The sequence below is a fragment of the Streptomyces sp. NPDC014882 genome, from assembly GCF_043081325.1.
In the GTDB taxonomy this organism is placed as follows: domain Bacteria; phylum Actinomycetota; class Actinomycetes; order Streptomycetales; family Streptomycetaceae; genus Streptomyces.
The window spans coordinates 1-24,820 of sequence record NZ_JBIBWL010000006.1; the positions used below are offsets into that span (position 1 = coordinate 1).

Consider the following 24,820-nt stretch of genomic DNA (forward strand, 5'->3'; position numbering starts at 1 on the left):
AGGCTCATCACGTTGGCCACCGAGCCCTCGGTCGCCCCGTACTCGTTGCTGATCGTGGTCCGCGTGCTGCTCGCCTCCAGCAGCCGGGCGACGAGTTGCGGGGTGAGGTTCTCACCCCCGGCCACGATGGTGGTGATGTGGTGACGCGCCCCGCGCGCCTCCAGGTGCGCGGCCAGGACCTCCAGATGCGACGGGGTCGCCTTGAGGAAACTGATCGGGGTGGTGGTGCAGATCAGGTCGATCGCCGCGTCGAACGCCGTCTGCTCCGGCCCCACCACCGGGACCACCAGCTGCTGGCCCTGGATCAACGGCAGGAACAACGCCGTGATCGTCAGATCGAACGTCACCGACGAATACAGGACCGACCCGACCCCGCCGGGAATCCGGGCGGGATAGTTGCGGTCGCACCAGTGCAGGTAATTCACCACCCCCCGATGCTCCAGCGCCACCCCCTTCGGCCGGCCCGTCGAACCCGACGTGTAGATCACATACGCCAGATCGTCCGGCGACGCCACCGGCACCGGGTCGTCCTCCGGACCCGCCGGCCACTGCGTATCCACCAGCAGACGCGGAAGCCCCTGCGGAAGGCGCTCGTCGAGAGCGGTGCTGGTGACGACCAGCGGAGCGTTCGCGTCCTCGACCATGTAGGCGATCCGGTCGACGGGATACTCCGGATCCAGAGGAACGAACGCCGCCCCCGCCTTCAGGATGCCCAGCAGCGTCGCGATCAGCTCCGGCGACCGCTCCAGGCAGACCGCCACCAGCATGTCCGGCCCGATCCCGGTGTCACGAAGGTGATGCGCCAGCCGGTTCGCCCGCGCGTTGATCTCCCCGAAGGTCCACTGACGCCCGCCATGCGTGACGGCCACCGCGTCCGGATCGGCAGCCACCCGCTCCTCGATCAGCCGATGGATCGTCGCCGTGTCCGGATACGGACCCGACACCCCGTTCCACTCGACCAGGACCTCCCGCCGCTCCCCCACCGTCAGCATGTTCAGCTCGGACAGACGAGCCCCCGGCGCGGCCGCCACCGACGCGGCCAGCGTCGCGATGTGGCCCGCCAACCGCTCGACCGTCGCCCGCTCGAACAGGTCCGTCCGGAACTCCAGGGCCGCGCGCAGGCCGTCCGGCGCCTCGACCGCCGTGAGCGTCAGGTCGAACTTGGCGACACCCCGCTCGATCTCGACCGGCTCGGTCCGCGTGCCCGCCAGCTCCCATGTCCGGCCCTCCGCGCTGCCGGGCGCCTGGAGGACGAGCATCGTCTGGAAGAGCGGGTTGCGGGACGGGTCGCGGTCGGGGGCGAGTTCCTCCACGAGGCGTTCGAAGGGCAGGTCCTGGTGGTCGTAGGCACCCAGGGCGGTGTCCTTGACCCGGGCCAGCAGCTCGGTGAACGCCGGGTCGCCGGACAGGTCGGTGCGCAGGACGAGGGTGTTGACGAAGAAGCCGATCAGGTCCTCGGTCTCGGCCCGGTTGCGGCCCGCGATCGGGGTGCCGACCGCGATGTCGTCCTGCCGGCAGTAGCGGGCCAGGACGATCTGGAACACCGCCAGCAGCGCCATGAACAGACTCGCGCCCTGCCCGCTCGCCGCCGTCCGCAGCCCCTCCGTCACCTCCGACGGCACCGAGAAGGTGACCACGTCACCGCCGCCGCTCGGCAGCGCCGGACGCTGGTGGTCGGTGGGAAGCTCGAGCGGCGTGACCCCGGCGAGGCGCTCGCGCCAGTACGCCGACTGCCCCTCCAGGGACTCGCCGCTGAGCTGCTCCCGCTGCCAGACGGCGAAGTCCACGTACTGCAGGGGAAGTTCGGGCAGCGACGCCTCGCGTCCGGCGACGGCGGCCGCGTACAGCTCACGCAGCTCGCGCGCCAGGATCCCGGACGACCAGCCGTCCGACACGATGTGGTGCAACGTGATCAGCAGATACTGGTCGTCGTCGGCGACACGCACCACGTCCACCCGCAGGAGCCGGCCGCCGTCCAGCGCGAACGGCCGTGTGGCCTCGGCGCGCAGCACCTCGCCCGCGCGGGCCTCCGCGTCCGCTTCGGTCCGCAGGTCGTGGACGGTGACGTCCACCGGCCAGGGTGCGGTGATCACCTGCTGCGGTGTGCCGTTGTCGTCCGCCGGGAACGCCGTCCGCAGCACCTCGTGCCGGGCCACCAGACCCGACAGTGCCGTGCCCAGGGCGGCGACGTCCAACGCGCCGCGCACCCGCAGCGCCGTCGGCACCAGGTAGTCCGCGCTGTCCGGTGTCAACCGGTCCAGGAACCACAGCCGCTGCTGCGCGAACGACAGCGGCAGTGGTCCCGCCTTACGGTCGGCCCGTATGATGCGGGTCGCTTCCGCGCGCCGCCGCATGCGGGACAGCAGCCGTGCCTCGACCGAGTTCTCGCCCATGATGTTCCGTCCTCTTCCGTCTTGTCGCGTGGGCAGGGGGCCGCTGGTTCAGGAATCCTGTTCCTGCGCGTCGAACAGTTCGATGAGCTGTTGCTTGATACCGATGACGGTGGGTGACTGGAAAAGGCGTCGCAGGCCGATGCGCACCCCGGTCGCCGACTCCACCTGGTTGACGAGCTGGATGGCGAGCAGGGAGTGACCGCCGGCGTCGAAGAACCCCTCGTGGACTCCCACGCGTTCGACGCCGAGCACGGCGGCCATGATCGCGGCGATCTCCGCCTCGATCTCGTCCCTCGGCGCGACGTATCCGGCCGTGCTGTCGCCGTCGCTGCCGAGGGCCGGCAGGGCCGCGTGGTCGACCTTGCCGTTCCGGTTGAGGGGCAGGTGCGGGAGGACGGCGAACGCGGACGGCATCATGGCGCGCGGCAGACGTCCGGCGGCCCACTCGCGCAGTGCGCCGGCGTCCACCGTGCCGCCGGGCACGGGCACGCAGTAGGCGGCGAGCCGCTTGTCACCGGACGTGTCCTCCCGGACCACCACCGCGCAGACACCGACCGCGTCGTGGGTGAGCAGTGTCGCCTCGATCTCGCCGAGCTCGACCCGGACACCGCGCAGCTTCACCTGCCGGTCGATGCGTCCCAGCAGGTCCAGTTCGCCGTCCGCGGTGAACCGGCCGAGGTCGCCCGTGCGGTACATGCGGCCGCCGCGGAACGGGTCGGCGACGAAACGCTCGGCCGTCAGCTCGGGCCGCCGGTGGTAACCGCGTCCGACGCTGTCGCCACCGAGGTACACCTCGCCCAGCACGCCCGCGGGTACGGGACGGCGGTCCGGATCCAGGACGTACACGCTCTGATTGACCATGGGCCGGCCCGCGCGGACCGGTCCGGCCGGGTCCGTACGCGAGGCCCGCCAGTACGTCGTGTCCACCGAGACCTCGGTGGCGCCGTACAGGTTGACGAGGTCACCGGGGAAGCGTTCGGTGAACCGGCTCACCAGCGTCGGCTGGAGCGGCTCGCCGCTGGCGAAGGCGTACCGCAGGTGCGTGCAGTCCCCGGGCCGGACCTGGGAGACGAACAGGTCCAGCAGGCTCGGCACGAAGTGGAGGCCGACCACGCGGTGGGCGCGCATCAGGCGGGACACCTCGGCCATGTCGAGCCGGTCGGAACCGGGCACCAGGACGACCGTGGCGCCCTGCCACAGGGGCCAGAAGATCTCGTACGCCGAGACGTCGAAGGACAGCGGCGTGGCCTGGAGGAATCCCTCGCCCTCGGCGAGCGGGAACGCGTGCTGCATGCCGGCCAGGTAGTTGACCACTCCGCGGTGTTCGATGCGGACGCCCTTGGGGCGGCCCGTGGAGCCACTGGTGTAGATCAGGTAGCAGAGGTCTCCGGGTTCCGCGACGGGTTCCGGCGCCTTCGTGGGGAGGGTGTCCGGCAGATCGGCGGGCCGGTCCACGGCCAGCAGGTCCGAGTCCCCGGGCAGCAGGGCGGCATGCGCCGTGTCCGTGATGATCAGCGGTGCGCCGGAGTCCGCCACCAGGTACGCCAGCCGCTCCGCCGGGTGCTCCGGGTCGAGCGGCACGTACGCGGCGCCGGCCTTGAGGATGCCGAGCAGCGTCCACACCATGGCGAGCGAGCGTTCCAGGCAGACGCCCACGGGTACGTCCGGGCCGATGCCCGGCACGGCGCGCAGCCGGTGGGCGAGGCGGTTGGCCCGCTCGTCGAGCTGGCGGTACGTCAGGGATTCGGTGCCGCAGACGACGGCCACCGCGTCCGGGGTCTGGGCCGCCCGCTGCTCGAACAGTGCGTGCAGGGTGGTCGTCGGGACGGGCGCGGCGGTGTCGTTCCCCTCGGTGAGGATGCGGTGCCGCTCACTCGCGTCCAGCATCTCCACCTCGGACAGCGCGCTGTGCGGGCGGGCCGTGGCCGCGGCCAGCAGGTTGGTGAAGTGGCCGACCATGCGGCGCGCGGTGTCCTCGGTGAACAGGTCGTCGGCGTAGACGACGGCGCCGTCCAGCGTGCCGTCCGCCGCCTCCGCGAGGTACATCGACAGGTCGAACTTGGCGTCCCGTACCGGGGTCTCGACGGGTTCCGCCGACAGGTCCGGCAGGTTCCAGGCGTCCGCGCCCGGTGCGTTCTGCAACGCGAACATCGTCTGGAACAGGGGGTTGCGGGACAGGTCCCGCTCGGGGGCGAGTTCCTCCACGAGGCGTTCGAAGGGCAGGTCCTGGTGGTCGTAGGCACCCAGGGCGGTGTCCTTGACCCGGGCCAGCAGCTCGGTGAACGCCGGGTCGCCGGACAGGTCGGTGCGCAGGACGAGGGTGTTGACGAAGAAGCCGATCAGGTCCTCGGTCTCGGCCCGGTTGCGGCCCGCGATCGGGGTGCCGACCGCGATGTCCCGTTGCCCGCTGTAGCGGGCCAGCAGCAGCTGGAAGACCGCCAGCAGCGTCATGAACAGGCTCGTGCCGCTCTCGGCGGACACCGCGCGGGCACGGGCGGCGACCTCGGCGGGCACCGAGAACCGGACCGCTTCGCCGCGTCCGCCGCGCTCCGCCGGCCGAGCGTGGTCGGTCGGCAGCTCCAGCGGCTCCAGTCCGTCCAAGCGGTCGGTCCAGTAGGTGAGTTGGCGCTCCAGTGTCGCGTCGGACAACCAGGCGCGCTGCCAGACCGCGTAGTCGGCGTACTGCACCCGCAGCGGTCCGGGCCCGGACGCGCCGGACGTGTCGGACGCGCCGGACGCGCCGGACCGGTCCGAGACGGCTTCCGCGTACCGGGCGGACAGTTCGCGCACCAGCACGCCCACCGACCAGCCGTCGAAGGCGATGTGGTGCACGGTGACCGCCAGGACGCACTCGTCGTCGGCCAGCCGCACCAGCAGCGCGCGCAGCATCGGTCCGGTGCCGAGGTCGACCGGCCGCAGTCCGTCCTCGCGCAGCACCTCCGCCAGGGCGTCCTCGCGGGTGGTGGCGTCACCCGTCCCGCGCAGGTCCCGTACCAGCATCCGCACCGGCCCCGCCCGGTCGATCAGCTGCACCGGCGAGCCCGCCGCGTCCGTGCCGAACCGGGTGCGCAGGATCTCGTGGCGCGCCACCACCGCGGTGAACGCGGCGTTCATGGCGTCCACGTCCAGTGGGCCGCGGAGGCGGAAGGCGAAGGGCAGCAGGTACTCGGCCCGGCCCGGATCCAACTGGTCCAGGAACCACAGTCGTTGCTGCGCGAAGCTGAGCGGCGGCGGACCGCTGTCGCGTGGCGCCGACGGGATGGGCTCCGCGCCGGTGCCGTCCAGTTCCGTCACGGCCTCGGCCAGCAGCGCCGGGGTCGGCGCGCTGAACAGCGTGCGCACCGGGACGTCGGCACCGAGCCGCCGGCGCAGCCGCGACACGACCCGGGTGGCCAGCAGCGAATGCCCGCCCAGCGCGAAGAAGTCGTCGTGCACGCCGATCCGGTCGACGCCCAGCACCTCGGACCACACCTCGGCCACCGTGCGTTCGGCGTCCGTGCGCGGCGCGGTGTACACGGCGTCCAGTCCGGACCGGTCGGAGGCGGGGGCGGGGAGCGCCCGGCGGTCCGTCTTGCCGTTCGGGGTGAGGGGTATGCGCTCCAGCGGCACGAAGGCCGCGGGCACCATGTAGTCCGGCAGGTCGCGCCGGAGGTGGGCGCGCAGCGCACTCGCGTCGAGGGATCCCGCGCACACCACGTACGCCACCAGTCTCTGCAGTCCGGGAACGTCCTCGCGGAGCACGACGGTGGCGCCGGTGACCGCGGGGTGGGTGAGCAACGCCGTCTCGATCTCGCCCAGTTCGACGCGGTAGCCGCGCAGCTTGACCTGGTTGTCCGCACGGCCCACGAATTCCAGCCGCCCGTCCGGCAGCCATCGCGCGTGGTCCCCGGTGCGGTAGACGCGTCGCGGTGCGCCGTCCACGTCCACGACGGTGAACTTCTCGTCGGTCAGACCGGGCCGGTCGAGGTAGCCGCGGGCCAGTCCGGGGCAGCTGATCCACATCTCGCCCGGCACTCCCACCGGTACCGGCCGGCCGTGGCGGTCGACCACGAAGACCTTCGCGTTGGCGACCGGCCGGCCGATCGGCACCCGGTCGACGGGCCCGGTGATCCTGGCGGTCGTCGCCTCCTGCGCGGCCTCCGTGGGCCCGTAACCGTTGACCAGGGGCACCGCGCAGTGCCGGAACCACTCCCGGACCTGCTCCCGCTGGAGCGCCTCGCCGCCGAGCCGGACCAGTCGCAGGTCCGGGCCCAGCGCGTCCGGCCCGTCCAGGTCGGCGGCCAGTGCCCCGAACGCCGACGGGGTCAGCCACGCCACCGTGACCCGGTGCTCGCGCAGCGCCGCCGCCAGCCGGCCCGGGTCCCAGGCGTCGTCGCGCAGCACCAGAGCGGCTCCGGAGACGAGCGGGGCGAAGATCTGTCCCACCGACGAGTCGAACGCGATCGACGCGAACTGCAGGACCCGGTCCTCGGGCGTGAGTTCCAGCTCGCGGCACGTCTCGCGCATCCGTGCCCGCAGCGCGCCGTGGGTGATCTGCACGCCCTTGGGACGACCGGTGGAACCACTGGTGTAGATCACGTAGGCCACGTCGTCCGGACCGGTCCGCGCCACCGGACCGGCGGGGGCGGTGTGCGACCGCTCCGCCCAGGACCCGTCCAGCAGCAGCGTCGGCGTGGGGGCGGGCAGGCGGCCGGTGTGCGTGGACCGGGTGACGATCAGCGGGGCGCCGCTGTCCTCGACCATGTGGGCGAGCCGGTCCGTGGGGTACGCGGGATCCAGCGGCACGTACGCCGCGCCCGACTTGTGGATGCCGAGCAGCGCGCACACCATGTCCACGCCGCGGTCCAGGCAGACCGCCACCAGGGTCCCCGGCCCCGCACCGCGCTCGCGCAGCCGGCCGGCGATCCACTCCGCCCGCTCGTCGAGCTGCCGGTAGGTCAGCCGCTCGGTGCCGCACGTCACGGCCGGCGCGTCCGGGTGGCGAGCGGCCCGCTCCTCGATCAGCCGGGTCACGGTCAGCGTGTCCGGGGCGTCGGTGTCGGAGCCGTTCCAGTCGCGCAGGATCGTCCGGCGCTCGGCGGCGGTCAGCATCTCCAGCTCGGACAGCCGGGCCTGCGGGGTGGCGCAGGCGGCGGCCAGCAGCGTCTCGAAGTGCCCGGCGAGCCGTGCCATCGTGGCTTCGTCGAACAGGTCGGTGGAGTACACGACGGTGCCGTCCAGGGCGCCGTCGGCGGCCTCGGTGGCGTAGAAGGTGAAGTCGAACTTGGAGTCCTGGGCGGTGACGTCGAGCTGCCGCACGGTCAGGCCGGGCAGTTCCCACGACCGGCTGTCGGGGGTGTTCTGAAGGACGAACATGGTCTGGAACAGCGGATTGCGGGACAGGTCCCGCTGCGGCGCCAGCTCCTCCACCACCCGCTCGAAGGGCAGGTCCTGGTGGTCGTAGGCGCCCAGCGCGGTGTCCTTGACCCGGGCCAGCAGTTCGGTGAACGCCGGGTCGCCGGACAGGTCGGTGCGCAGGACCAGCGTGTTGACGAAGAAGCCGATCATGTTCTCGATCTCGGCCCGGTTGCGGCCCGCGATCGGGGTGCCGACCGCGATGTCCTCCTGGCCGCTGTAGCGCGACAGCACCACCTGGAAGACCGCCAGCAGGGTCATGAACAGGCTCGCGCCGGTCTCCTCGGAGAGCCTGCGGGCGCCGTCGGCCGTCTCCGCGGGCACGCGGAAGGTGAGCATGGCGCCCTTGCCGCTGTGCCGTGCCGGACGCCGGCGGTCGGTGGGCAGTTCCAGCGGTTCGACGCCGGTCAGCCGGCCGCGCCAGTAGTCCAGCTGATCCGCCAGCACGTCACCGGTGAACCACTGGCGCTGCCAGACCGCGAAGTCGGCGTACTGGAGCGGAGGTTCGGGCAGGTCGGCAGCCCTGCCCGCGACCCGCGCGCCGTACAGCTCGGTCAGCTCCCGCGACAGGACCCCCGCCGACCAGCCGTCGAAAGCGATGTGATGCACCGTCAGGGACAGGAGGTGCTCCTCGTCGGCCAGCCGGATCAGCAGCGCGCGCACCATCGGTCCGGTGCCGAGGTCCATCGGGCGGAAGCCCTCGGTGTCCACGAGCGCGGTGGCCGCCTCCTCGCGCGCGTGGTCCCCGGCGACGGATCGCAGGTCGTGGACGGCGAGGGGAAGCGGCCGGGGAGGGTCGACGACCTGGCCGGGGCTGCCGTCCGTGTCGCTGACGAAGCGGGTGCGCAGCACCTCGTGCCGGGCCACCAGGTCCGACAGCGACGCACGCAGCGCCGGGACGACCAGCGGGCCGCGGATGCGCAGTCCCATGGGAATCAGGTATTCGGCCCGGCCGGGCTCCAGCTGGTCCAGGAACCACAGTCGGCGCTGCGCGAACGACAGCGGCAGCGGGCGCCCGTCCCGGGGCGCGCGGGACATGACCGGAGTGTCGTCCGGAGCCCCGGCCGCCATCAGAGCGCCCATGACGTCCGCCGCCTCCTCGGCAGGGGAGTCGGAGTCGGGCGACTCGAACAGCCGGCGGGCCCTCAGCAGGGCCTCCTCCGCGAGGAAGGACGCCACCGCTCGCACCGTCAACGGCTCGGGCAACGGTTCCGCGCCGAATTCCGAACCGAATTCCTCCGCGATCCGGCGGGCCATTTCCGTCACCTGCGAGCGGGTTCCGCCCAGCTGGAAGAATTCGTCCTCGGCCGAAGTCACCTGGATGCCGGTCACCGCATTCCACACGGTGGCGATGCGGGCCTCGGCCGGGGAGAGAACGCCCTGCTCGGCCACCTGTCCGGGGGCCGCGGCCATCGTCGGATTCATCGTCATGTGTTCACCAGTTCCTCGTCGTCGACCGTTCGTGAAAGCCCCTCGGAAACTCAGCCGAATCCGATGCTCGCAGAGCGGTCTTGAGGAGATAACTGGTTACTTCTGCCCGCCGGACGTGGACACTTCTGCCCTTCGGCCGTGGGCACTTCTGCCCTTCGGCCGTGGGTGCTTCCGTCCTTCGGCCGTGGGTGCTTCCGTCGTTCGGCCGTGGGTGCTCGGGCGTTCATCAGCCGGGCGGAGTCCCGCGCGCCTCGTGGAAGCGGGCAGCCGGCCGGGGCGGTGGACCGCCCCGGCCGGCGCCGGTCGCGTTTCGCGGCTCAGGCGGCTGCCCTGGTGACCTCCGCCGCCCCGGGTTCGGAAGCCGTACCGGCCGTGCTCCGCTTCTCGTGCGCGGCGCTGACGGGGTTCACGTCGGACACCGTCCGCTTGCGCATGTCCGTCCACCCCGGGTTCAGGGCCGGCACGCCGATGGCGACGAGGTAGAGCCCGCCCACGATCCACAGGGCGCCCGAGGTGCCCGCCACCGTCACCAGTCCCGCGCCCAGCAGCCCACCGAACGGGATGCCCGCCCAGGTGACGGCCTGGGCCAGCGTCTTGACCCGGCCCAGCAGCGGGGTGGGAATCAACTCGTACGTCACGGCCCCGACGATCGGATTGACGAAGCCGGACCCCAGGCCGCCCAGCGCCAGCACCGCGAGCACCAGCCACAGGGGCGCGCCCGTGGCCATGGCCACGAAGCGCGGGACGCCGCCCAGGGTGAAGCCGATCAGGTAGACGGTGCGCCGCGGCAGCCGCTCGCCCACTCCCGCGGCCACGAGCGCGGCGACGATCGACGTCGCGGCGAAAACGCTGACCACCAGGCCCACGGCCCCCGCGCCGTTGCCCGTCTCCTTCGCCCAGACCGGCAGCAGCACGGACATGAAGGCCTGATCGAGCATGTTGGTGACGGCGAGCATGCACACGATGGACCGCAGCAGTTTGGCATCGCGCAGGAACACGGCGCCCTGGCGCAGCCGCGAGAGGTAGCCCTCGGCCTCCTCGACCGGCGTCTCGTGCGGCTCGGGCGCCGGGTCAGTGAGGGTGGTGGAGACCACCAGCGCCGACACGCCGAACAGGCAAGCGGTGATCCACAGGGCGTAGAGACTGCCGAAGGAGGCGACGACCACGCCGGCGATGGCCGGCCCGATGGTCGTCGCGGTCCGCTCGACCGCCGCTGACAGTCCGGTCCCCCGTTCCAGCGGCACTCGGGCCGCGCGGGTCGCCGCCGGCACGAAGAGCCCCTTGGCCCCGTTGGCCGGGCCGTCCGCCGCACCGACCACGGCCAGTAACCCCAGCAGCAGGCCGAAGGACAGGTTTCCCGTGAGGTAGAGCAACGGGGCGGCGGCCGTCGCGACGGTGGAGGCCACGTCGCCGGCGACGCTGATGCGTTTGGGGCCGATCCGGTCGATGATCGGTCCGGCCAGCGCCTGGGCCATCACGTACGGCACGATCTGGCAGAAGGCGACCAGACCGGTCTTGCCGACGCTGCCGGTCGTCGTCAGGACGAACCAGGGCAGGGCGATGGAGAGCACCCGGTTGGCCGACAGGGCCGCGGCGTTGGCCGACAGCATGCCGACCAGTCCGCGAAGGACCCGGGGCCCTTCGGTCGGAGCGTCCGGGGAGGGCGTGCGCGTACCGCTGTCCGCCGCCTGCTGGGCGGCTGTGTGCCGAGAGGTCATCTTTCTCACTCCGGGTCTGAGGGGTGGGAGATGGGCCGGTCCACACCGGTGGGGAACAACTGGAACTGGAAGGCGACCCTCGCCGCGCCCTCGGGAAGCGGCGAACCCGCCGGTTGCGGGGAGGAGTTGCGCCGGCGGAGCAGTCGGTGGAGGTCCGCCGACAGTTCCTTGGCCTCGGCGGGGGTCAGGGTGAGCACGTAGTCGCCGAAGTCCTGGGCTTCGCGCCATTCCGGTGACAGCGAGGCGGTCTCCTCGATGGCGGTGGTCATCGCGTCGGACCAGACCCTGCCGAGGGCCTGCAGGTAGGCCACGCCGAGGCCCTCTCCGCCCGCCAGCACCGAGTCGTCCGGTACGACCGTGTTGACGTGCGCGGCCTGCCACCAGCGCTCACGGCGGCCTCCCCGGGACGGCGCCTCGACGATGAAGCCGTACTCGGCGAGCTGGCGCAGGTGATAGCTGGTCGCGCCGGTGTTCTGGTCCAACCGCCGGGCAAGCGTGGTGGCCGTGGCCGGCCCCTCCGTGCGCAGGACCGTCAGTATCCGCACGCGTAGCGGATGGGCGACGCCCCGCAGGTTGCGGGCGTTCAGCTGGACCTGGGAGGGCTGCTCGGGATGTTCCATGCGCCCCAGGCTAGTTGACACACATTTCTTTGCATAGACTTCTGTGCACAGACTTCTGTGCGTTTGACGGACGGTCGGATTCCGTCGGTCCGCGGGTCCGTCGGCGCCAGGGCCGGCGCGTACGTGCGGGCACGGGTGAGCAGTTCGCCGGCCGGCGACCGGGTCGGGTCCGCCGCGTGCCGGGAGCCGGCGGGCCCTGTCGTCGGGCTCGCGCCCGGGTGAGGAACCGCGCTGCCGGGCGGCGGGCGAGGTCCGTGCCGTCGCCTCGGATCCGACAGGTCCCGGTGCCACCCCGGTCCGCGGGGGTGCCGTCCGGCCCGGGGGCCCGGTTCACGCCATTTCCGGGGAACGCCTCTCGCGGCGGTGTGAGGCACACCACGATGGTGAGCGAACTCCCGTTCGCATCGGTCAGTTGGTCAACCGGTCAGAAGGAGCGCTCGTGACTCACGCCGTACCCCCCTTGCCCGTGGTCGTGGAGAATCCGGTCGTCAAGTTCTCCAGCGCCCCCCAGCGCCCGCCCCTGCGGCATCTGGGCAGGCCCTCCCTGCGCACCTCGGTCTCCGGCACCCGGCGGCGCGCCCGCGGCGAGGCGCCCCGCGTCCTGCTCGTCGTGCCCTCGTACACGCGGGTGGTGGAGCCCTCCCCCGAACGCAGCAGCTTCCGGGCGCTCGGCCTGGACACCTTCGAGGTCATGAAGCGGGCCGGCACCCCGATCGGACTCCTGCGCATCGCGGCCAACGCCCGCCTCGCCGGCTTCGACGTCCGCATCGTCGACTCGCCCTTCGCCGGCTGGGAGCAGGAACACCGGCTCGTCGACCTCGGCGGCGGCAGCAGCCTGGTCCGCTACGGTCTCGACGACTCCCGACTGCGCTCGGTGATCGAGGAGTTCGAGCCGGACGTCGTGGGCGTCCAGTGCATCTACACGGTCCAGTGGGGCAACGCGCGCGCCCTGGCCGACCTGGTCAAGGACGTCGACCCGGCGATCGTGACGGTGACGGGCGGCGCCCATCCCAGCGGCGACTGGCAGTACGCCGTACCGGACTCCCCCTTCGACCACGTCGTCATCAACGAGGCCGACCAGACCTTCACCGCGCTGCTGCGGGCGCTGACCGAGGAGGGCGGCGACATCGACGCGGTGCCCGGCGTCGCCTACCGGCGGGCCGACCTCGCCGTGGTGCGGACCACCGCCAAGTCGCCGTACATGCGCATCCTGCCGAAGCGGCAAGGGCTGGACCAGCGGCTCGGCATGATGCCGCTGCCCGACTTCGGGATGCTGGACATGCGCCAGTACGAGCAGGCGTACCACTCGTCGGGGAAGCGGGTGCGCGACCACGGCTCGTGGGCGCAGATCTTCTCGACCATCGGCTGCAACGTGGGCTGCGACTTCTGCTACATCCCGATGGTGAACGGCCCTTGGCGGGCGCTCGGCATCGACTGGTTCGACCTGCACCTCGCAGAGATCACCCGGCAGGGTGTGACCGAGGTGCTCCTCGAGGACGACCATCTGCTGCACGACCCGCTGTACGCGATGCGCGTCTTCGAGCTGCTGCGCAAGCACGACCTGCCGTGGGTGGAGGAGGGCGGCCTGAGCCTGTTCAACCTCGTCCTGCTGCACCTGGGCGAGAAGTTCGCGGACGGCATGGACGACGCCGAGCGGCGCAACCCCAACTTCCGCAACATCCTGTCCGCGATGCGTTCCGGACTGACCTGCCGCGACCTGATCAGGGCGATGGCCGACGGCGGCTGCTACAGCGTCTACCTCGCGGTGGAGAGCGCCAACGAGGACAGCCTCGAACAGTCCGGCAAGCCCCGTCTCAACGCCTTCCAGAAGGCCACCGGCGAGATCGTGGAGATGTTCACGGAGTACGGCATCCAGGTCACCGGCGGTTTCATGCTCGGCTTCGTCAACCCGCCCGAGCGGCCCGGGGGCGAACCGTACGTCGAGTCGCTGGAGCAGATCGAGAAGACCATCGACTACGCGGTCACGCTCATGGGCCACGGGATGGCGTACGCCAACCCCTTCATCGTCACCCCGCTGCCGGGCACCAGGATGTGGGACTTCCAGAAGGACTACGTCGTACGCCACTACGACAACGGCTGGTCGCACGAGAAGGCGACCATGGCGACGGAGAAGTGGAGCGCCGAGGACATCGAACGCATGCGGCTGGAACTGCTGGTGCGCGCCAACGGCGCCGACAGGGTCACCGAAATGGTCCGCCGCGGGACCTGGCCCGTGGACGCCTGACGGGTCCGCGACGCGGGTGGCGGCCTGCTCAGCCCCGGCGGCGCGCCGCACGCAGCGCGTCCGCCGAGGCGAGCAGGGCGCCACCGGTGATCAGCGCGCAGGCGGCGGCGACGGGCCAGCTCGCGTCGGCCCGTCCCGTCGCGATCAGCAGGGCGGTGGACAGCAGCGGGGCGAAGTACGACAGGGTGCCCAGGAGGCGGATGTCGCCGTGCTTGGTGGCGTGGTCCCAGACGTAGAACGCGCCGCCGACCGGCCCGAGGCCCAGCGCGAACACCGCGAGCCACTGGCCGCCGTCGGGCCGGACCGTGTCCTCGAACAGCAGATGGCAGACGGCCGCGAGCACCGCGGTGCCCAGGCAGAAGAACGCCACCATGTCCGTCGGGACCTGCGGATACCGCCGGTTGGCCACCGAGTACGCCGACCACACCAGCGCGCAGACGGCGGCTGCCGCGTACCCGGGCAGGTACTCCCCGCGGAACTGGACCCCCTGCCCGCCCGTGACCAGCAGGAAAGTGCCGCCGAGGCCGAGCACCGCGCCCGCCGCGTGCCACCAGCGCAGCCGTTCACCCGGCAGCAGTGCGGAGAACACGACGATCAGCAGCGGCCACAGGTAGGCGATGAGGCCGGCGTCGACCGCGGGGGCCTCACGCAGGGCCACGAAGTAGAAGAAGTGGTAGCCGAACAGGCCGCCGACGCCGAGCGCCCAGGCCCCGCGGGGCACCGCGCGGACGAGCGTCCCGCCGCCGCGCAGCGCCCGGGGCAGTCCGAGGGCCCCGCTCACCGCGAACGCCATCGCGGTGAGCTGGAACGGCGGAATCCGCCCGGTCAGCGTGGTGAACAGGGCCAGCGACGCCCACAGCAGCACGGCCCCGGCGCCGATCGCGGTGGCCCTGAGCCGGTGCGCCGGACGCGCCGCGGCGTCGTGCTCCTGCCCCGGCGCCGCGGCGCCGGCTCGACTGTCCCGAGCGTCCACGTGCTCTCCCACCCGCCGTCGGCGTATGACGGCCCCTCGACGTACGACCACCCGGGGCATCGTAGGGAGGCGCCTCGCGTGGACCCGCGCTTTCCGGTCAGCGGACAGGACCAGCCGGGGAGGACCAGCCGGGCAGGACCGGCCAAGGGGGTACGGCGTCGCCCCGGACCTCGGTCTTCACCGAGGTCGGACGGGGGACTGCCGGAGCGGCCGTGGGCCACGCACGCGTGGGGTTCCCGGCCTCGGGGCGAGTGCCGTGGTTCCCGGCACGGGCGGCTGTCCGGCGGGGTGCCACCGCGTGGGCCCGCCCGCCGCGCCCGCGCCGATCGGGGGCCCGCGCGCTTCACCGTCGTCGGACGGGGCGGCGCGTTCGTGAGCGTCCGGCGTCCGGCGTCCGGCGGACACGATGCGGGCTCGCGGGCCGTTCGGGCGAGGGCCCCTACAGGTCGAACTCCAGGTGCTCGATGTCCGTGAACCGGACCTCCTCCAGTTGGCCGGCGCGGCGGCCGCCGTCCTGGAAGTAGACCTCCTTGAGCGCTTCGGCGGTGATCTGCCGGAGTTGCTGGTCGTCGGCGCCGGCTTCCTTGGCGTCGAAGAGGCGGGCGGCGTGGTGGGGCGGGAGGGCGACGGTCAGGTGGCGGATGCGGTCCTGGTCCGTCGATCCGATCGGTGCGGTGTAGCCGAGGCGGGCGCGGGTGTCGACGACGATGCCGCCGGTGGTGGCCGCCTTCTGCCGGACCCTGGCGCGGACCTGCGGCTGCCACCGGGCCTTCACCTCGCGCTCCAGGCGGGCGGCGAGGTGGGGGCGGGGCTTCTTGATCTGGCCCTTCACGTACCGCTCGACGGTGCGCTGGGAGACGCGCAGCATCTGGGCGACGGCCCTGGTGCTCTTGAGCTGCTTGACCAGGTACCGCATCTGCGCACCCGCGCTCTTGGGCGCCGGGCGGGTGAACGCCTTGTGCACCGCGGCGTCCAGGCCGTCCCCGAACAGGGTCATCGTCGCCTTCTCCTACTCTCCGTCGTCGACGTCGGTGACGGCGCCGTCCTTGATGTACCGGGCGAGGTTGAGCTCCGGGGCGTCGAACCTCTCGCGGACCTCCTCGCCCCACAGGACGCTCTGGGTGCCCTCGTGCTTGACCAGGCCCGGGTTGATGCCGAGCTTGAAGCCGCCGGGCAGCGGCTTGCCGTCCCGGTAGGGCAGGAAGTCGAGCGGACCGGGGCCTTCGGCCGCGTAGACGACGCAGTCGGACAGGATCGCGACCGGGTACCGGCCGGTGAACGCCGCGTGCTTGACGATCTTGCGGTGGAGGTTGACGCGGGTGCGGGAGATGACGGCCGCGCGGATGTCGGGCCGCCAGGTGGGGCGGGCCAGGGCGCGCCACGGCCGGCCGGGCCGCCAGCCCTCGCCCCGGGGGCGCTCGCGCAGCTTGCCCAGGCCGCCCTTCACGGTCGCCTTGACCGCGTCCACGACCATCGCCAGCTCCGGGTCACGCCCGCGCCAGCCGTCCATCGCGGCGAGGAATTCGGCCGGCGCCATGTCCGCGCGCACACCGAGGTCGGCCATCGTGGCGAGGAAGGCGTCCCGGAGCCGCTGGTACCAGGCGTCCAGGTAGCGGCCGTTCTCGTACCGGACGTACGCCTCGGTCGGCGCGACGTCGTAGCCGAGTTCCACCGCGTAGGCGACGGTGGGGGTGGCGTACCAGGCCGGGCCCTCGGGGCGGTCGCCCTTCGGTGTGAACGGGGAGGGCAGCAGCGTGCCGTCCAGCTCCACCCGCTCCTTGCCGACCCTCACGCGGGACAGGTCGACGTGGGAGAGGTCGACCAGCCAGGAGCCGGGCAGCTTCGGGTCGAAGACCGGATGCGTGACGTGCGTCGGTGCGCCGAGGCCGACGACCAGGCCGTTGGCCCCGGCGGCGAAGGCCATGTTCACGTCGATGCCGACCAGGTGGCGCAGGGTGCACTCGGCGTCGGTCATGGGCCGGGCCCAGTCGTACGCCTCCTCGAACAGCTTCTCCCCCGGGCCGCGCACGTGGAAGCGCGGCAGGTCCGCCAGGAGGGGGTGTCCGTCGGGGGCCTCGCACGGCGCGCAGTCGACCGGGTCCTTGCCCAATGAGCCGGGGTTGTGCTCGGAGTGCCGCTTCCCCACCGCGTCGGGCCCGGAGGCGCGGGTCGGCGGGTGCAGCGCGGTCATCAGCTCCAGGCCGGTCACGGCGGTCGAGCCGCGCGGTGTCATCACGCGGGACGCGTACACGCCCAGCACGCGGGCGAGTCCGTCCGGTGGGAGCTGCGCGGCCTCGCCCCAGTGCCGGGTGTCCAGGGCGTGCCAGGACGGGATGCACAGCTGCACGCAGGCCCGCTCCGAACCGGTCGCGGGGCGGTAGATCCGCGCCCACGGCCCGAACCCGCGCTTCGTCAGCTTCCAGTCGGCGCGCGCCAGCTGCTTGACGACCTTGTGGCCCTCCGGGATCCGCCCGGCCAGCCGCTCCTCGTCCGTGAGGGCGACGGGGAGGCCGTAGCGCCGCAGCGCGGCCTCGGTGAGCACGAGCAGCGGATCCGAGTCCTTGCCCGGGCCGGACAGCTTCGGCTGCCCGAGCTTCGCCTCCTTGAGCGTCCAGTCCACCAGGGACGGCAGGGACCTGGCGGGCACGTCCAGGACCAGGCCGCCGGTGCAGTACGCCAGCACCTGCCCGTCGGCGTCGATGTCCACGACCGCCAGCGGCCCGTTCTCGAACCGCGGGTCGGTGCCGCCGGCCGGGGTGCCCGCCGGAGTGCCCGGACGGCGCGACGTCGGCGTCTGCGTCGGCGTCTGCGTCTGCGTCTGCGTCTGCGTCTGCGTCTGCGTCTGCGTCGATCCGACGGTGTGCGCCGGACGCGGCGCGGCCGCCGGAGCTGCGGCAGGACCGGTCGGGGAGTTCTCGGGGACAGTCGTCGCTGCGGTCTCGGGTGCAGTCGTCGCTGCGGCCTCGGGTGCCTGTCCCGGGGACTCGGTACGTGCTTCAGCCGGGCCGGGCGCGGCGGTGAGGGGGGTGGTCGGTGCCGCCGGGGCGGTCGGGTCTTCCGTGACCGGGCGAGAGGGGTAGAGCTCTGCGAGCTTGTCCAGCAGTCGCGCGTACGCCTCGCGTTCCGGGCCGCGCGGCTCGGTCGGTTTCCTGGACGACTCCCAGCCGGACACCGTGGCGCGGCGCACCCTCAGCGCGGCGGCGACTTCGTCCAGCGTCAGGCCGTGCGCGACCCGCAGCCGCTTGCGCTCCTCCGCCGACGGCAGGGGGGAGCGGGACGCGACCAGCGCGTCGACCGCGTCGAACAACTCGGACATGGGCACCTCCTGACCGCACCCTATCCCGCCAAACGTACGCAGGGCGTAATTTCACCGTACGGATGGCGTACGGATCAGGTTCGCGGTCGGTCCGGCGTCGTTCCCGCTCCGGAGCGCAGCACGTCGAGGGCGGACGTCGGCATCTCGGTCCGCCGGTGCGGCAGCTTCGCTCCGAAGCGGACGCGGGTTCCTCCGACACGACCACGACCGTCACGAAAAGCTCGGTGCCCTGCCGCACCGCGCCGGAGGTCCGAGCCGCGGGCGCGCCCGGTGCCGCGGGAGCCGGGCGTGAGCCGTCAGCGGGGGCGGCGGGCGTTGAGGCGGGCGGCCTGGCGTATCAGGTGGTCGCGTTCGGCGAGGTGGGGTGCCTTGTGGGCGGCCTCGGCGTACAGCCGTGCCGCCGTCGCCAGGTCGCCGTCGCGCTCGTGGAGGTAGGCCGCCACCGCGGTGTGGCGGGGCAGCGAGGCGTCCAGTTCGGCGAGGGCCGCCAGGCCGGCGCGTGGCCCGTCGGCCTCGCCGACGGCGACCGCGCGGTTGAGCCGGACGACGGGGCTGTCGGTCAGGCGCGTGAGTTCGTCGTACCACTCGACGATCTGCACCCAGTCGGTCTCCTCGGCGGTGGGCGCGTCGGCGTGGAGGGCCGCGATGGCGGCCTGGGCCTGGAACTCGCCGAGCCGGTCGCGGGCGAGGGCCGCCTGCAGGATCGCGACGCCCTCCGCGATCGACGCGGTGTCCCACCGGCTGCGGTCCTGCTCGGCGAGCGGCACCAGGCTGCCGTCGGGCGCGGTCCGGGCGGCGCGCCGGGCGTGGTGGAGCAGCATGAGGGCGAGCAGCCCGGCCGCCTCGGGGTGGTCGACGCGGGCCGCGAGCTGCCGGGTGAGGCGGATGGCCTCGGCGGCGAGGTCGACGTCACCGGAGTAGCCCTCGTTGAAGACCAGGTAGAGGACGCGCAGGACGGTGGCGACGTCGCCGGGCCGGTCGAAGCGCACACCGGCCACGGTGCGCTTGGCCCGGCTGATGCGCTGGGCCATGGTCGCCTCGGGCACCAGGTAGGCCTGGGCGATCTGGCGGGTGGTGAGCCCGCCGACGGCGCGCAGGGTGAGCGCGACCGCCGAGGCCGGGGTCAGCGAGGGGTGGGCGCACAGGAAGTAGAGCTGGAGCGTGTCGTCCGCCGCGGGCGCCGGGCCGGGTGCCGGTTCCTCCTCGACGCGGTCCTCGCGCCGGCGGCGGGCGGTGTCGGCGCGCGCCTGGTCGAGGAATTTGCGCCAGGCCACGGTCACCAGCCAGCCCTTGGCGTCCCGGGGCGGGTCGGCGGGCCAGACGCGGAGGGCCTCGACGAGGGCGTCCTGCACGGCGTCCTCGGCCGCCGCGAAGTCGGCTCCGCGGCGGACGAGGACGGTGAGCACGCCCGGTGTGAGGCTGCGCAGCAGGGCTGTGTCCATGGACGGGGTCACTCCGTGATGGTGGGCGGCGCGGTCAGGAACGGGCGCACCTCGAGCCACTCGTGGATCGGCCTGCCGCCCGCGCCGGGAGCGGCCGACAGCTCCCCGGCCAGCTCGACGGCGCGTTCGTGGCTGTCGACGTCGATGACCATCCAGCCGGCGATGAGGTCCTTGGTCTCGGCGAAGGGCCCGTCGGTGACCGGCGGCCGCCCCTCACCGTCGTAGCGGACCCAGGTTCCCTCGGGGGCGAGCGCCTGGCCGTCGACGAACTCGCCGGTCTTCTCCAGCCGGGCCGCGAAGTCGTTCATGTACCGCATGTGCGCCGAGACCTCCTCCGGCGTCCACCGGTCCATCGGTACGTCGTTGACCGCCGCCGGGGCGCCGCGGTAGTGCTTCAGCAACAGGTACTTGGCCATCGTGGTTCTCCTCGGTACTCGTGCGACCCATGGTGGCCGCCTTCACCCCGGGGACGGAGCCGGACACGGGTTCTCGACATCGCCGGAGGACCGGCGGGGAAAAATCTCGGGACCATCGGGGTCGGTCACCGAGCGGTCACCGATTCGCAACAGACCGCCCGGAAAGGGAGCGGCGGAACCGGAGTGTGGCTGATTGTGGTCCCTCAGGTTGACACGGTCGCACGGGCGGCCGCCGCCACGACGGGGGACTTCTCATGACGACCACACGCCACTGCGGACCGGTCGCGTTGCGGACACTCGCCCTGGGCGCGTGTGTCGCCGGTGTCCTGGCGCTCACCGGCTGCTCCCCCGCCTCCCCGGACGCGGGCGGCGCGGCGGCACCGGCCGCCACCCCCTCGCGGACCGGGGACGGGCAGGGTGCCGGAGGGACCGCGTCCCCCGCCGCGGTGCCCGCCGGGAAGACCTCGCCGCCGGCGGCCGGCAAGGCCGTCCCTCCCCCGGCCTCCGCGGCCTCCGCGGGTTCGCCGGCGGCGTCGGCCGCCGGCGCGCCGGCTTCCGCGGGAGCCGGCGGCGAGGACGACGGCTGCGACCACAGGATGCCGATCTCGCCGGACGAGATCGCCGTCTACCGCTACACCCCCGAGGGCGGGTCCCTGAGCCTGATCGTCCGGTACGGCAACTGGGGCTGCGGCACTCCGGACTCCGACGGCGCGCCGTTCGAGACGGTCGGCAAGGAGACGTACCTGCCCATGAACCAGGCCGCGTACGTCACCGTCACCAACCCCGTCGTGGCGAGCACCGAGAACCAGCCGATCGGTGTCCAGGAATTCCTGGACTGGCTGGAAGCACACCCCGACAGCGGTCTGGTCTTCCGCTACCGGCTCGGCGCGGACGGAGCCGTCGACCGTCTCGAGCAGGTCTTCACCCCCTGAGGCGGAGAGCGGAGGGGGGGGCCGGGGAGCACGGGCGGGAACGGCCTCAGTGCTGCGTGCCCGAGGCCCAGAGCACGGTCTCCCCATCGAGGATGACGATGTTGCCGTCGGCCTGGAGCTTCAGCACCGCGGACTCGTGCCCATTCGTCCGGCTCGCCCACACGGCCTGGTTCTGCGTGTCGTACACGACGAGATTGCCGTCGGTCTGGAAGTCCGCGCGCGCGCCGGTGCCGAGAGTACTGGTCGCCCAACGCGCCTGGCCGGTCTCGTCGTAGGCGACGAGGTTGCCGTCGGGCTGCAGGACGAGCCGGATCCGTGCCGCGGCGACCTCCTCGCCCGGCCCCAGAGTCATCGGGGCGCCGATCACCTTCTCCGCGGGAACGCCCTGGGCCTCGCCTTCCCCCTCGCCGCCGCCCGCCGCCGCGCCGGGATCGGCGCTCTCCTGCGGCGACGCCGTCGCATCCGGCTTCACGTCCGCGTTGCCGTCCGCGGCCTGGTCCTTGTCGGTGGTCCTGTCCTTGTCCGTGGCCTCGCCCGTGGCCGTGGCGCTCGCCGCGGTGCCGGTCCGTGCGCGGGCCGGTTCCTTCTCGCCCTGCCAAGGCTGAAGCACCAGCAGGGCGGCGGCCAGGACGCCCGCGCCCGCGACCGCCGTGACGGTCAGGACGGTTGCGCGCCGGGGGCCACTCCGGTCCGCTCCGGAGGCGGCCGGCAGGCCGGATGCCGTGTCGGCCGGCCGCCGCGGACCGGGGTGCCCGCCCGAAGGGTCGGAGGCCGGGGAGACGTCGGTCGGCCACGCCTGGGTCGGGGCCGGGGGCAGCACGGCCAGGACGGTCGGGGCCTCGTGGGGCCGGGCGGCCGGAGCCGTCCCGGAGGCGTCCGGTTGCGTGGGCACGAGGGCGGGGGCCCCGGCCGCGGCGCCCGGCGTCGTGGCGGGGGCGGTGATGCGCTGGTAGGCGGGGTCGCCGGCCAGGGAGGTGTGCGACTGGCACAGCTCCACGATCCGCCCGGGCGCCGGCCGCCGGGCCGGGTCGCGGTCGGTGCAGGCGGTGATGATCGCGGCGAGTCCCGGCTCGACCCCTTCGACATCGATGTCGCCGTGGACGGTGCGGTAGGCGACGGCGGGGAAGGCGCCGTCGCCGAACGGTGGCCGGCCGGTCGCCGCGAAGGCCAGTGTGGCGCCCAGTGCGAACACGTCGGCGGCGAAGCCGACTTCCTCTCCGTCGAAGGCCTCGGGAGCGGTGAAGCCCGGTGTGCCCGCGGTGAGACCGGCCTGGGTCAGCGCGGTCTGCCCGCTCTCCCGGGCGATCCCGAAGTCGATGAGCTGGGGGCCGACCGGGGACAGGATGATGTTCTGCGGTTTGACGTCACGGTGCAGCACTCCGTGGACGTGGATGTCCGAGAGCCCTTCGGCCAGCGCCGCGAGCAGGCTGCGGCAGAGCGACGCCGGCAGAGCGCCCGACGCGGACACCGCGGAGTGCAGGGTCGGGCCGGGCACGTACTCGGTGGCGAACCAGTACGGCGGAGTGTCCAGACCGCAGTCGATGACCGAGGCGGTGTAGGCGCTCCGCACGGTGTGCAGGGTGTCCACCTCACGACGGAACCGTTCCAGGGCCCTTTCCTCGTGGGCGAGTTGACCGCCGATGACCTTGATCGCGACAGGGCGGCCGCCGGGGGTGCTGCCGAGGTAGACGGTGCCCATGCCGCCCGCCCCGAGGCGGCCGGTGAGACGGTAGCGGCCGATCCGGTCCGGATCGGCGTCGGTGAGCGGGTGCATGCGCGGGATTCCTCCTGGAACGATCTGTCCGGCCGCACGACCGCCGCGCGCTTGCCCACCGTGGACCGAGGGCTCGCGGTGGTACGCGCCGCCCGCGCTTCGCCGTAGGTGGCTGGTGCGCCGTCTCACCGCGGAAGATCCGGTGACCGGATCATACTCCAGCTCCCGTACGGCAGTTCGACGGTCGGACGGCCCGACAGCCCTGCGCACAGGGGTACCTGGACGGCACCTTCACGGCCGGGGACGCCGGCAGGCGCCGGCACGGCCGCACCGCAGACGGGGCCGTTTCCCGACCGCGCCGTGGAAACGAGCGTCCGTCGTCCACGCTGTCCGACACCACGTTCCCCTCCGTCGGCGGCGGCCCCGTCACGGTCCTCGAACGGGCGCGGGAGGCGGCCCGGGGCAAGGGCCGGCCGTCCTCGACGACGCAGCGGGCCAGGCGCAGACGGCCGGTCTCGGTCAGGGGTGCATCACGGTGGGGCAGGAGGGCCTTCCCGGTGCTCGGTGGAGATGTCGCCATCCACACCGAAGCCGGAAGGCCCTCGCCCGTTCGAGATCCCTCAGCCGAGACCTGGCTCACCCGTCCACGGCCTCCCGGGACAGAACACCTAGTCCAGGTCCGCCTGCCACAGGTCGGGGCCGAACACCTCGTACTGGATGTCCTTGGGTGCGACGCCCCGCTCGAGCAGTTTGCCGCGCACCGCCTGCATGAACGGCAGCGGACCGCACAGGTAGTACAGGGCGTTGTCGGGCAGGTCGACGGCCGTGGGGTCCATCAGCCCCTGGAAGACCCCGTTGAGCGGTTCCATGCTCTGCGTGCTTTTTTCGTACCAGGCGTAGACCGCCGCCCGGCGCAGTTCCAGGACGTCGCTGACGACCTGGCGGCGCAGGGGGAAGGAGGGCTCGTCGAGATCGGCGTGGAGGACCGTGATGTCCAGTGCGGACCCCGCCTTGGCGAGGTGCGAGAGCATCCCGGCCACCGGGGCGATCCCGATGCCGGCGGTGGCGAACACCACCGGCCGTCCCGAGTCGTCGAGGACGACGTCGCCGTAGGGCACGGACAGGGTCAGGACGTCGCCCACGCCCACCGAGTCGTGCAGGAGTGCCGACATCTCCCCGTCGGGGTCGTCGCCGTCGCCGTGGACCCGCTTGACCGAGAACTGGCGGTGTTCGCCGTCGTCGGCCCGGGTCAGGCTGTACTGGCGCGGCTGGAGCACCCCGTCCGGCATCGTCATCCGCACCGTCACGTACTGGCCGGGCAGTGAGGTCTTCACCAGGCGGTCGTCGGTCCGCTTGACCACGAAGGTCACCACGTCGCGGGTCTCGCGGATCTTCTTCTCGACCTTCCACTGCCGCCACACCGTCTCCGGCCTGACTCCGCGCGCGCTGTAGAGGCCGCGTTCCTGGTTGATCAGGGCGTTGGCCATCAGCCAGTAGACCTCGTCCCAGGCGGCGGCGACCTCGGGGGTGACCGCGTCGCCCAGGACGTCGGCGATCGCCCACATCAGGTTGTCGTGGACGATCTGGTACTGGTCGGGGCGGATACCGAGGGAGGCGTGCTTGTGGGCGATCCGCGACAGGAGGTGCTCGGGGACGTGCTCGGGTGACTCCACCAGTCCGCTCGCGAACGCCGCCACTGATCCGGCCAGTGCCTTCTGCTGGTCTCCGTGCGCCTGGTTGCCTCGGTTGAAGACGCCGTTCAGGAGTTCGGGGTGCGCGGCGAACATGTGCCCGTAGAAGCGTTGCGCGATGTCGCCGATGTGGTCGGCGACGACCGGCAGCGTGGCCGTGACGACGGGCCGGGCGGTGTCCGAGAGCATGGGAGGTCCTTCCGGGGGAGGACGGGGGGCGAGGCCGGGTACCCCGCGGCGCAGGGGGTACGCCCGGGCGTCGGGGGGCCCAGGACTGCGGGGCCGGGCGGGGGAAGGGGCCGTTGCGGGCGGGGTCTGGGATTGTCACCCCAGGCTATGTCGCGCTCCAGGGCCGGGCCAGTCGGCCCGGGGGCCCCGTTCGCCGGGCGAGGGGCGGGCCGTTCGCCGGGCGAGGGGCGGCCGGGGCGGGCCGTTCGATCAGCCCGGGCAGCGGGCCGTTCGGTCGGCCCGGGGGCAAAGCGTTCGCCGGGCGGCTGGGTGCCGTGCCCGGGCTGGCCGCCTCCCCTGCCCCCTG

The 24,820-nt window shown here is 72.8% G+C and carries 13 protein-coding genes and 2 pseudogenes; 3 read left to right on the forward strand and 12 right to left on the reverse strand.

Translation table 11 applies throughout. The features are described 5' to 3' along the window. The 4 genes from ACF09K_RS15995 to ACF09K_RS16010 all read right to left on the reverse strand — a co-directional run. A partial coding sequence (locus ACF09K_RS15995) for a condensation domain-containing protein (RefSeq protein ID WP_392243959.1) occupies positions 1–2,393 on the reverse strand: 2,393 nt, incomplete at its 3' end. A 48-nt stretch (positions 2,394–2,441) separates the two neighbouring features. Beyond that, positions 2,442–9,218, reverse strand: coding sequence for an amino acid adenylation domain-containing protein (locus ACF09K_RS16000; protein WP_392243961.1), 6,777 nt, complete (start codon positions 9,216–9,218; stop codon positions 2,442–2,444). 317 nt (positions 9,219–9,535) lie between these two features. Beyond that, complete coding sequence (locus ACF09K_RS16005) at positions 9,536–10,936, reverse strand: MFS transporter (RefSeq protein WP_392243963.1); 1,401 nt, start codon at positions 10,934–10,936, stop codon at positions 9,536–9,538. A gap of 5 nt (positions 10,937–10,941) precedes the next feature. Next, positions 10,942–11,556, reverse strand: coding sequence for a helix-turn-helix domain-containing protein (locus ACF09K_RS16010; RefSeq protein ID WP_392243965.1), 615 nt, complete (start codon positions 11,554–11,556; stop codon positions 10,942–10,944). 439 nt (positions 11,557–11,995) lie between these two features. Here ACF09K_RS16010 and ACF09K_RS16015 point away from each other — a divergent pair, with 439 nt between their 5' ends. Beyond that, a complete protein-coding gene (locus ACF09K_RS16015; RefSeq protein ID WP_392243967.1) occupies positions 11,996–13,801 on the forward strand; it encodes a B12-binding domain-containing radical SAM protein in 1,806 nt (601 codons plus the stop codon). Between the two features lie 28 nt (positions 13,802–13,829). Here the strand turns inward: ACF09K_RS16015 and ACF09K_RS16020 are convergent, their stop codons facing one another. The 5 genes from ACF09K_RS16020 to ACF09K_RS16040 all read right to left on the reverse strand — a co-directional run bounded on the left by ACF09K_RS16020 (position 13,830) and on the right by ACF09K_RS16040 (position 19,948). Continuing rightward, the gene (locus ACF09K_RS16020; protein ID WP_392243969.1) at positions 13,830–14,774 is read right to left on the reverse strand and encodes a DMT family transporter; all 945 of its coding nucleotides are present in this window, start codon (positions 14,772–14,774) and stop codon (positions 13,830–13,832) included. Positions 14,775–15,213: 439 nt separating this feature from the next. Further along, entirely contained in the window at positions 15,214–15,771 is a 558-nt protein-coding gene (gene tpg, locus ACF09K_RS16025; protein ID WP_392243971.1) for a telomere-protecting terminal protein Tpg, read from the reverse strand. Between the two features lie 12 nt (positions 15,772–15,783). Further along, on the reverse strand, positions 15,784–18,090 hold the full coding sequence (tap, locus tag ACF09K_RS16030; RefSeq protein WP_392243972.1) for a telomere-associated protein Tap: 2,307 nt from the start codon (positions 18,088–18,090) through the stop codon (positions 15,784–15,786). A 296-nt stretch (positions 18,091–18,386) separates the two neighbouring features. Then, positions 18,387–19,532, reverse strand: a complete 1,146-nt coding sequence (locus ACF09K_RS16035) for an RNA polymerase sigma factor (RefSeq protein WP_392243974.1) — start codon at positions 19,530–19,532, stop codon at positions 18,387–18,389. Positions 19,533–19,540: 8 nt separating this feature from the next. Then, positions 19,541–19,948 carry a YciI family protein gene (locus ACF09K_RS16040; RefSeq protein WP_392243976.1) on the reverse strand — a complete coding sequence of 136 codons (408 nt, stop codon included), beginning with the start codon at positions 19,946–19,948 and terminating at the stop codon, positions 19,541–19,543. 254 nt (positions 19,949–20,202) lie between these two features. Here ACF09K_RS16040 and ACF09K_RS16045 point away from each other — a divergent pair, with 254 nt between their 5' ends. After that, on the forward strand, positions 20,203–20,880 hold the full coding sequence (locus tag ACF09K_RS16045) for a hypothetical protein (RefSeq protein WP_392243978.1): 678 nt from the start codon (positions 20,203–20,205) through the stop codon (positions 20,878–20,880). A 46-nt stretch (positions 20,881–20,926) separates the two neighbouring features. Here the strand turns inward: ACF09K_RS16045 and ACF09K_RS16050 are convergent, their stop codons facing one another. Further along, complete coding sequence (locus tag ACF09K_RS16050) at positions 20,927–22,654, reverse strand: protein kinase (protein WP_392243980.1); 1,728 nt, start codon at positions 22,652–22,654, stop codon at positions 20,927–20,929. A 305-nt stretch (positions 22,655–22,959) separates the two neighbouring features. Here ACF09K_RS16050 and ACF09K_RS16055 point away from each other — a divergent pair. Then, positions 22,960–23,061, forward strand: a pseudogene (locus ACF09K_RS16055) (deaminase); the annotation flags it as partial. On the opposite strand, the pseudogene ACF09K_RS16060 reads toward ACF09K_RS16055, so the two are convergent. Together ACF09K_RS16060 and ACF09K_RS16065 are read right to left on the reverse strand one after the other, a co-directional pair. Beyond that, positions 23,019–23,138: pseudogene (locus ACF09K_RS16060) on the reverse strand (IS481 family transposase); the annotation flags it as partial. The pseudogenes ACF09K_RS16055 and ACF09K_RS16060 overlap by 43 nt on opposite strands. 124 nt (positions 23,139–23,262) lie before the next feature. Then, positions 23,263–24,474: a globin domain-containing protein gene (locus ACF09K_RS16065; RefSeq protein WP_392243982.1), complete on the reverse strand. Its 1,212-nt coding sequence runs from the start codon at positions 24,472–24,474 to the stop codon at positions 23,263–23,265. Positions 24,475–24,820: the final 346 nt, after the last annotated feature.